7 protein-coding genes are annotated in these 8240 nt (G+C 56.7%); all 7 read left to right on the forward strand.

All coding sequences use genetic code 11. The annotated features are described in order from the left end of the window. The first annotated feature begins 90 nt into the window (after nucleotides 1-90). The 7 genes from M0D69_RS42835 (at nucleotide 91) to M0D69_RS42865 (ending at nucleotide 7949) form a co-directional block, all read left to right on the forward strand. Nucleotides 91-744 carry a site-specific integrase gene (locus M0D69_RS42835; protein WP_301787845.1) on the forward strand — a complete coding sequence of 218 codons (654 nt, stop codon included), beginning with the start codon at nucleotides 91-93 and terminating at the stop codon, nucleotides 742-744. Nucleotides 745-1105: 361 nt separating this feature from the next. After that, a complete protein-coding gene (locus M0D69_RS42840) occupies nucleotides 1106-1810 on the forward strand; it encodes a DUF4145 domain-containing protein (RefSeq protein ID WP_301787846.1) in 705 nt (234 codons plus the stop codon). A gap of 196 nt (nucleotides 1811-2006) precedes the next feature. Continuing rightward, nucleotides 2007-3095: a GSU2403 family nucleotidyltransferase fold protein gene (locus tag M0D69_RS42845; protein WP_301787847.1), complete on the forward strand. Its 1089-nt coding sequence runs from the start codon at nucleotides 2007-2009 to the stop codon at nucleotides 3093-3095. Nucleotides 3096-3736: 641 nt separating this feature from the next. Next, nucleotides 3737-4132: a transposase gene (locus M0D69_RS42850; protein WP_301787848.1), complete on the forward strand. Its 396-nt coding sequence runs from the start codon at nucleotides 3737-3739 to the stop codon at nucleotides 4130-4132. After that, nucleotides 4129-4464: an IS66 family insertion sequence element accessory protein TnpB gene (tnpB, locus tag M0D69_RS42855; RefSeq protein ID WP_301787849.1), complete on the forward strand. Its 336-nt coding sequence runs from the start codon at nucleotides 4129-4131 to the stop codon at nucleotides 4462-4464. Before M0D69_RS42850 ends, tnpB begins: the two co-directional genes overlap by 4 nt. A 58-nt stretch (nucleotides 4465-4522) precedes the next feature. Beyond that, on the forward strand, nucleotides 4523-6055 hold the full coding sequence (locus M0D69_RS42860) for an IS66 family transposase (RefSeq protein ID WP_301787850.1): 1533 nt from the start codon (nucleotides 4523-4525) through the stop codon (nucleotides 6053-6055). Nucleotides 6056-6431: 376 nt separating this feature from the next. Beyond that, on the forward strand, nucleotides 6432-7949 hold the full coding sequence (locus tag M0D69_RS42865) for a Fic family protein (protein WP_301787851.1): 1518 nt from the start codon (nucleotides 6432-6434) through the stop codon (nucleotides 7947-7949). The last annotated feature ends 291 nt before the right edge of the window (nucleotides 7950-8240 follow it).

Raw genomic sequence — 8240 nt, forward strand, 5'->3', positions numbered from 1 at the left:
AGTCACGGTATCTTTATTATAGTAGACGTAGTATTTTTATGACACAGTAAGATTAGCCACCTGTTCGAAATTGCCCGAGAAGAATGGGGCATGGAGGGGCTGTTGAACCCATTAAATAACATTCGAAAGCCCACCGGCAGCCAAGCACGCGACCGACGCCTACGCGTCGGCGAATTCGAAAAATTGCACGCTTTGCTGTCTGCGAGCGGAAATCCATGGGCCGCACCCGCGTTCGAACTTGCAATCGAGACGAGCCTTCGTCAAAGCGCGCTGTTCAGCGCGCGTTGGGAGTGGCTCGATGTGCGCAGTCAAATGCTTCGATTTCCACCCGATGCACGAGGCGCTGACAATAAAAGCGTACCGGCCGTACTACCGCTTTCGAGGCGTGCCGTCGATATATTCCGTCACCTAGCAGCACTATCCGAAAGTCCACAAGTTAGGATCGCCCGCTCGCGACTCGGTCCCGGAAACGTTGTCCCTGAGAAACTCGCCGGGCCCGTATTTGGCACAAGCATGAATGCAGTAATTTGCGTTTGGAAACGAGTGATCCGAGCCGCGAGCATTGAAGACGCTGAGATTAAAACTCTTCGCTGGCATGACCTCCGTCACGAAGCTGCGTCCCGGCTTTTCGAAAAAGGACTACACCCAATGGAGGTTGCTTCGATAACAGGTCATCGGAGCATGCAGATGCTAAAAAGGTATACGCACTTGAAGCCAGAAAGCCTATTGGCGCGCCTAGGATAAAAGAGCCGCGCAACGGGGCGGCCGGCAACTCGTTCGCCACCGTCGCAAACGAAACTCACCGCGTTAGATACTCAACGCTTCGCGCAGAAATTCGGAGATCAGCCCGCGAAGCGCCGCGATGCGCCCGACAAACCTACTTTACATCACTGCTGCACCAGACGATCGCCAACGGCTAGATGGTCTGTTTAACGCCATGCCATTTATGCAACAGGCGATCGCCGCCGAGAACCACGCGAGACAACGAAACCAACGCGGATAGACCACAACTCGCTCGAACGCGTTCGCCTTGATCGTGCCTGATATCGGCAGCGACAGAGTCGTGTGCGACTGGCAAGATAGACACCACCACTCGTGGGGGGGCATGAAAAAACATCTATTCCGAACCTATCACTCGCAGGACAAAGTACCTGGTTGGCCGTGTACTCGTATGGAATGCGGTGGCTCGCTGGACGCTGTGGAGGGCAGCTTGAGGCACGAAGGCGCCTACGATTCTGCGCAGGCAATGGCCTATCAGTCGTATCACCCCGAAATGGATAACGGCCGCTATTTGATGGCCCTGCGGTGCACCCGATGTGATGATCGAGTAGTTGTTGCCGGAGCGTACGGTAGCGAAGAGGTAGAGCTGCCGGACAGATTTGAACACGAGGAAATGCTGTACCCAAAGTTCTTCTTCCCCGCACTTCCCATAATCGAAATTCCGTCTACTTGCCCGCAAGGCGTTCGCATTGCACTCACTCAAGCGTTTTCCGCCTACTGGTCGTCACCGGGAAATACGGCAAACTCCATGCGCATTGCGTTAGAGCGTTTGATGGACGAGCAAAACATCGCTGCAGGGAACCTTCACCGCCGCATTGAAATCTTTGATAGGTCGCATCCCGAGACAGGCGAATTCCTAGAGGCTGCAAAATGGGTTGGCAATGTTGGTAGCCACGAAGGCGAAGTTACGCATGAACGTGTTTTGGATGTCTTGGAGCTGGTGGAGCATGCGTTGGAAGTGCTATATCCCAAAGACACAACGAGGCTGAGAGACACAGCTAGGGCCATCATCGCCGCGAAAGGAAAATAACACTGATAACGCGCAAATCACTTGACGGCGACCGGCGCGAGACGGGCCAATTTTGCCTCGGCTGGTCCAACGATTTTGCATCCCAAATCCGGCAAATTGGAAGACGGAACAGCACATAATTTCGCGCCGTGTGATGACATTGACTCTTGTTACCCACTAACTTATATTAGTAGTGGGTAACAAGGGAGTCAGGTGCATGCCATCCGTCCATCCAGTCGCGCTTCAAACGCTCTACGCTTCCTTGATTGAGGGTGCGCAGAGTCAAACGCAGATCCCGCTGCAAACGCCCGGCACCGTGGTTCGCAAGGACATAAAAGGGCAGGAATACACGTATTGGCGTTCCTATCTCGCGAGTGGCCGACGCAACGACGAATATCTCGGCGCTGCCAGCGACCCACGCACATTCCAGGCGATGGAAGAGCGTTTAGTGAAAAGTCGCGAGGCCAGGCAGTTGGCGAACTCAGTGAAGACGCTGAGGCTGTCAGGCTTTGCTGTTGCTGACAATTCATCGGCCCTGACCGTCGCCTCCCTGTTTAATGCCGGGATCTTTCGGCAAGGCGGTGTACTCGTCGGATCCCATGCCTTTGGTGCCTTGCTGAACGGGCTAGGGGTCAAACTCGCTGCAAATTACTATACCGACGACATCGACATCGGCACGGCCACCCCGATTGCTCTGGCAATTCCCGATGATCGGAGTTTCCTGGACGTTTTGCGCGATACCGGTATCGAATTCCTCGAGGTGCCTGGGCTTGATCACCATCGCACCCCCACGTCTTACAAGCAGCGCGGAGCACTTCTAAAGGTCGACTTACTGGTGCCAGGCACTGAAGCGTATGAAACGAAGCCCCTTCCGGGGTTGAAGGCGCACGCAACAGGTTTGCCATTCTTCGAATACCTGATGGGTGGCGTGGAAGACGGCTATCTCTTGGGAAAAGATCACATTATCCCCGTGCGGCTCCCGAACCCGGCCAGATTCGCACTACACAAGCTGGTCGTAAGCACTCTTCGGCCGGCGGCATTGGGTGTCAAGAGCAGGAAGGACCAACAGCAGGCACTCATAATGATGGACGCGGTGCTTGAGCACAATCAGGCGTGGGTATCGGAGGCGATAGAGGCACTTCCGCTGGCAGCCAGACCGCGAATAGCTCAGGCAGCGGATCACACGCTGGCCTACGCCGAGGGATTTGGCGATGTCACAAAAGACGCACTGGAAGAGCTGTCCGGATTGCGGTACGCAGCAGGTGAGGCGAAATTAAATGTACAGGGCAACGACTGGAAGCCGTGAGAGGCTTGCTATGCCAGCGAGCGACTTTTGCCTACGTTGCCGCAGCCTTTCCCAACAGGCGCATAACGGGACAATCTTCCCCTCCGGCGAATCCAAAGAATTCGCGACACAATTCTGGCAAGTCCAACGTACTCGGTTCCGCGTCATCCAACGCGTGCCCGAATTCGCTGGCAAGTCTTTGATTTGGAAAAGACACCGGTCTAACTAATTCTGTTTTCATGCTGTAGCGGGAACCATAACCTGAGATTTTGGGATTCATCCACTGAGAAATTTATTGATGGATGCGCTCCGATAGCTCAGTTTGATGGTACCTAACTAAATTCACAGCCGCGAGAACGACGGCCACCTCATCGAGGTGGCCGTCGTTTCTCAGTCTGGGCAACATCAAGGAGGGGCTTTTCAGCCCGACTTCTGCTGTCTTCGCTGGTCTGCGGGTCTCGCTTGCGCTTCAGCCCAGTACAGTGAAAGCGATTTCGCCACCAGAGACAGCATCGCCCAGATCACGCACAGCGACTTCTTGGTCGCCAGAGCTTCGTAGTAAGAGTGGCCCGGTTTGCTTCTCTGTAAGCACCCGGCAATCTCATCTGGTTTTCTATTCTTTGGCGTAAGAGCATACGTTTCCACGATCAGGAAGCGGACACGTGCACACTATTTCCCAAGACATTCCGACCGGGCGCACACGGCGCACCTACAGCACCTCGTTTAAGTCAGAGCTTATCGAACAATGTCGCCAGGTCGGCGTCTCATGTTCAGCCGTGGCGATTTCGCATGGTCTGAACCCCAATGTGCTGCGGCGTTGGATTAAAGATGCCGCCGATTCCAGCGACGCTGCGCCGCCTGCACCCAAATCGGTTGTTGTCGACGTAAAGCCTGCCTTCGTCGCGTTGCCAATGACCGTGCCGATAGCTCAAGCGCCCGACGCGGCGCAAGCGAACGTGCGTATCGACATTCAGCGCAATGGCACAACCGTGTCAGTGCTGTGGCCGCAGCTTTGCTTGAGTGACAGCGCAGCTTGGGTTCGGGAGGTGCTGCGATGATCCGCATCGACTCCATTTGGCTTGCGACCGAACCCCTCGATATGCGTGCCGGCGCTGATACCATCCTTGCTCGCGTGGTGAAGGTATTTGGGTCCGCACGGCCACATCATGCATATCTGTTTGCCAATCAGCGCTCGACGCGCATGAAGGTCCTGGTGTACGACGGTTTTGGCGTCTGGCTTGCTGCACGACGCTTGAACAAAGGTCATTTCGTTTGGGCCAATGGTCATAGTGATATTGCTGAGACGTTAAATCTCGAGCAACTGCGCGCACTCGTGATCGGGCTGCCCTGGCAGACGTTGGCGCACGACCACGTAATCGCGGTGGTATAGCAAATGACGTAAACAGTTTCGATTCCCCCGGCGTGCAGATGCTGGCAAACTTGGGGGCATGAATTCACCCACTGATCTCGATGCCCTGAACCCCGATCAACTGCGCGCACTTGCGCGGCAGTTGATGACCCAGGTCGACGAGAAGACGCGTGAATCGCACTACCGCCAAACGCGCATTGACCAGCTCACCCATGAGCTCTCGGTCATCAAACGCCTGCAATTCGGCAGTCGTAGCGAACAGTTCACTGCCGAGCAGTTAAGCTTGCTGGACGAGGCCGTTGATGAGGATTTGGCCGCGCTTGAGGCCGAGCTGGATGAACTGCGCTCGGACGCGCCGCAGGAGAAGCCCCGCAAGCGGGCCAAACGCTTGCCGTTGCCGCCCCAGTTGCCCCGCACCGACATCCATCACGAGCCGACGGAGTTAACCTGCCCCTGTGGCTGCCAGCGCGTGCGCATTGGCGAGGATATCAGCGAGAAGCTCGACTACGCTCCGGGCGTGTTCACTGTTGAGCGCCACATCCGTGGGAAGTGGGCATGTAAAGCGTGCGAGACGTTGATCCAGGCGCCGGTGCCACCGCATGTGATCGACAAAGGGATTCCGACGAATGGCTTGCTCGCTCAGGTGTTGGTCGCCAAATACGGCGACCACCTTCCTCTGTACCGGCAGGAACGCATCTTCGCCCGCGCTGGCCTTGCAATTCCACAATCGACACTCGGCGGCTGGGTGGGCGTATGCGGTGTACGTTTGCAGCCCTTGGTCGACGTGCTTCGCGAGGAACTACTGCGCCACAACGTCTTACATGCAGACGAAACGCCAGTGCAGATGTTGAGTCCCGGCAAAGGGAAGACGCATCGCGCCTATTTGTGGGCGTACACGTCGACGCAGTTCGCAGAGGTGCGCGCGGTCGTGTACGAGTTCGCCGACGGTAGATCTGGCGAACACGCTCGCACCTTCCTGGGCAGTTGGCGTGGCAAGCTGGTCGTTGACGATTACAGCGGTTATAAAGCGGGCTTTAAGCTGGGCATCACGGAAATCGGCTGCATGGCACACGCACGGAGAAAGTTCTTCGATCTGCATGCAAGCAAGAAGAGCCAGATCGCCGAGCAGGCACTGAAATTCTTCGTGGCGCTTTACGACGTGGAGCGCGAAGCCGCCGACTTAGACCCTGAACAACGACGAGCGATTCGTGAGGAGCGAGGCCGGCCAATTGCGCAGGCATTGCACGTGTGGATGCTCGCTCAGCGCAAACTTGTCGCCGAAGGCTCGCCGATTGCCAAAGCACTGGACTACAATCTCAAGCGTTGGCAGGCGCTCACGCGCTATCTCGACGATCCTCATGTACCCATCGACAACAACCGAATCGAGAACCTGATCAGACCTTGGGCAATTGGACGGGCAAACTGGTTGTTCGCAGGTTCTCTACGCGCAGGTCAACGAGCTGCGGCCATTATGAGTCTGGTGCGTTCCGCACAGCTCAACGGGCACGACCCGTACGCATACTTAAAAGACGTCCTCACGCGGCTGCCGACACAGCGGGCCGATAAGATCGCCGAATTGCTTCCGCATAACTGGGTACCACCTGTCCCCTGATTGAGCTCACCCCTGACTTTGCCGGGCGCTTACGCTTCTCTAGCGAATGCGCTTCTTGTCGGTAGATGCGCGGCGCTCCTCGCCTCCGAAAGACTCCAACGCGGAGATGACCGTTGATGCGCTCCTAGCCTAGGTCGTGCCCGTTGGCAGCGTGTCCGAGTAACGGCAGCATCAGCAACAGGGCCGCTCCGGTTTTGTAAAGTACGCGCATAGTGTTTCTTCTAGGTTTGGGGTCCCGTATCGCCATCGCTGAACGGGGAACCCGTATAGCCACGGTCTCTCCAAATCCGGTCTGTCGTGAATAATTTTCGACGAAAATCCAGAAAAGCACCTTTGAGTGATAAAATCTCGAGTCAAGTGAAAAAATTTCGAGTCCATGTCCAGTTTGGAACCCGTCGGTTACGAGCACCTAATCCGAACCTTTAACCTGCCTGTCCGGCCGCTCACGCACCCCTGCTTCATTAGCGGCTCAGTGAATCGGCGAGTGCCTGCGCACAATGGATTCTGGTTCCCACGCAACGTCGCGCTCGAATCGACGCCGGTGGGTCATCTTGAGTTCGCCCTGCGGCACGAGGGTGTGAACCTCGAAGTCATCGACGCCGTGTTCGAGCACCTGCCCGACACAGAGCTCGTTCGCCGCCTCACAGAGTCGCCCAATGGGGCGCACATCCGCCGGGCCTGCTTCCTGTGGGAATGGCTAACCGGCAAAAGCCTGTCCGTCGAAGCCACACCGACAGGCCCATACGTCGACGCACTTCCAAAAGATGAGTATTTCACTGCCGAACGCCCGGCGAACAACTCGAAGTTTCGCGTCCGGGATAACCTGCCAGGCACCTCTGCCTTCTGCCCACTCGTGCGCCGCTCGGCCCTACCAGAAAATCCGACGCTCGATGAGCTTCTCAACGAAGCTTCCGAGACACTGGACAGCCTGACGGACCCGACGCTTTATGCCCGGGCTGTCAGCTACCTCTACCTGTCGGAGACGCGGAGCAGTTTCAGCATCGAACGAGAAGAACCCAGCGCGGACAAGGCTGAACGGTTTGTTCAGCTCCTGGCTCACGCTGGCGAAGAGAAGCTGGTGACAGAGGACTGGCTGGTCGGGCTGCAGAACATCATCGTTCGCGAGGTGTTCAGCCAGGAGGCGTCCTATCGGACGAAGCAGAGCTGGCTCGAGGATGGCACGCGCCGCGTCACCTTCTTCCCGCCTCCTCCTGAAGACCTTCCGCGGGCGACGGCAGGCTGGGAGCATTTCATCAACGAAATCGGCCTTCGCTGCCCGAATACCCTGGTAAGAGCTGCGTGCGCCGCTTTCGGATTCGTCTACCTGCACCCCTTCCTGGATGGCAATGGCCGGATTCATCGCTTCATCATCCACCATGTGCTTAACGGCGCGCGACGCCTGCGTGGCGGAGCCATCGTTCCGGTTTCGGCCGTCATCCTTCGTCACGAAGCAGAATACGCTGAAGTTCTCAAAGGCTTTTCGGTCCCAACCACCCGGTTGTGGGACTACGTGATGAGCGACCCGTCTCCGCTAGTGACCCGGCATCCGGGAGGCCGCCCGTATCGTTTCTTTGACGCCAGTCGGGAAGTGCGTTTCCTGCACGAGATGCTGGTGGAGGCCATCCGGACAGAACTGCCGGAGAAGCTCAGCTGGCTCGGCGGTTACGACGAAGCTTTCAGGCAGCTGGACGCGGAATTCGACCTGAGTCAGTCGGACCTGTCGGCCCTCATTCGCATGGTGAAGTCCAACAACGGAAAGCTCTCGGCAAATAAGCGCAAGCAATACTATTACCTGCCCGAGAAGGTCATCGCTCGCATTGAGGAAGTGGTCAGGGAGTCTTTTCCGGAGGCTACAGGCGGTTCAGCCGACGCGGCGGACGCCGACTCCCCTTGATTCGCAGGCCAACCCGCGGACGCTTGTTGAGCGCATCCGAAAATCTGCATGTTTTTCGAGGAACAAGCGAAAAATCCCCGTATCGTGAAAATTTCACGACCCAAGAACGGATTTTTCGACGCCGGGAGACAGAATCCGCGGCTCGGGAGGGATTTCGCGAATGTCACTTATGTTACTTCGGGGACACTACGCGGCATTGAGTTAGCTAGACCTGAGTTCCGCCCATTTTGTAGCCATTGTTAATGGCGGCAAGTGCCTGTCAGTGCTCGTAAATTTGTCCAATGAGAGGTC

The organism is Caballeronia sp. SEWSISQ10-4 2, assembly GCF_030464885.1.
GTDB lineage: Bacteria > Pseudomonadota > Gammaproteobacteria > Burkholderiales > Burkholderiaceae > Caballeronia.

Coding starts and splice junctions, on each gene's coding strand:
- tnpB (WP_301787849.1), top strand. CDS start 4,129: ATGATCCGCATCGACTCCATTTGGCTTGCGACCGAACCCCTCGATATG.
- M0D69_RS42860 (WP_301787850.1), top strand. CDS start 4,523: ATGAATTCACCCACTGATCTCGATGCCCTGAACCCCGATCAACTGCGC.
- M0D69_RS42845 (WP_301787847.1), top strand. CDS start 2,007: ATGCCATCCGTCCATCCAGTCGCGCTTCAAACGCTCTACGCTTCCTTG.
- M0D69_RS42835 (WP_301787845.1), top strand. CDS start 91: ATGGAGGGGCTGTTGAACCCATTAAATAACATTCGAAAGCCCACCGGC.
- M0D69_RS42840 (WP_301787846.1), top strand. CDS start 1,106: ATGAAAAAACATCTATTCCGAACCTATCACTCGCAGGACAAAGTACCT.
- M0D69_RS42865 (WP_301787851.1), top strand. CDS start 6,432: ATGTCCAGTTTGGAACCCGTCGGTTACGAGCACCTAATCCGAACCTTT.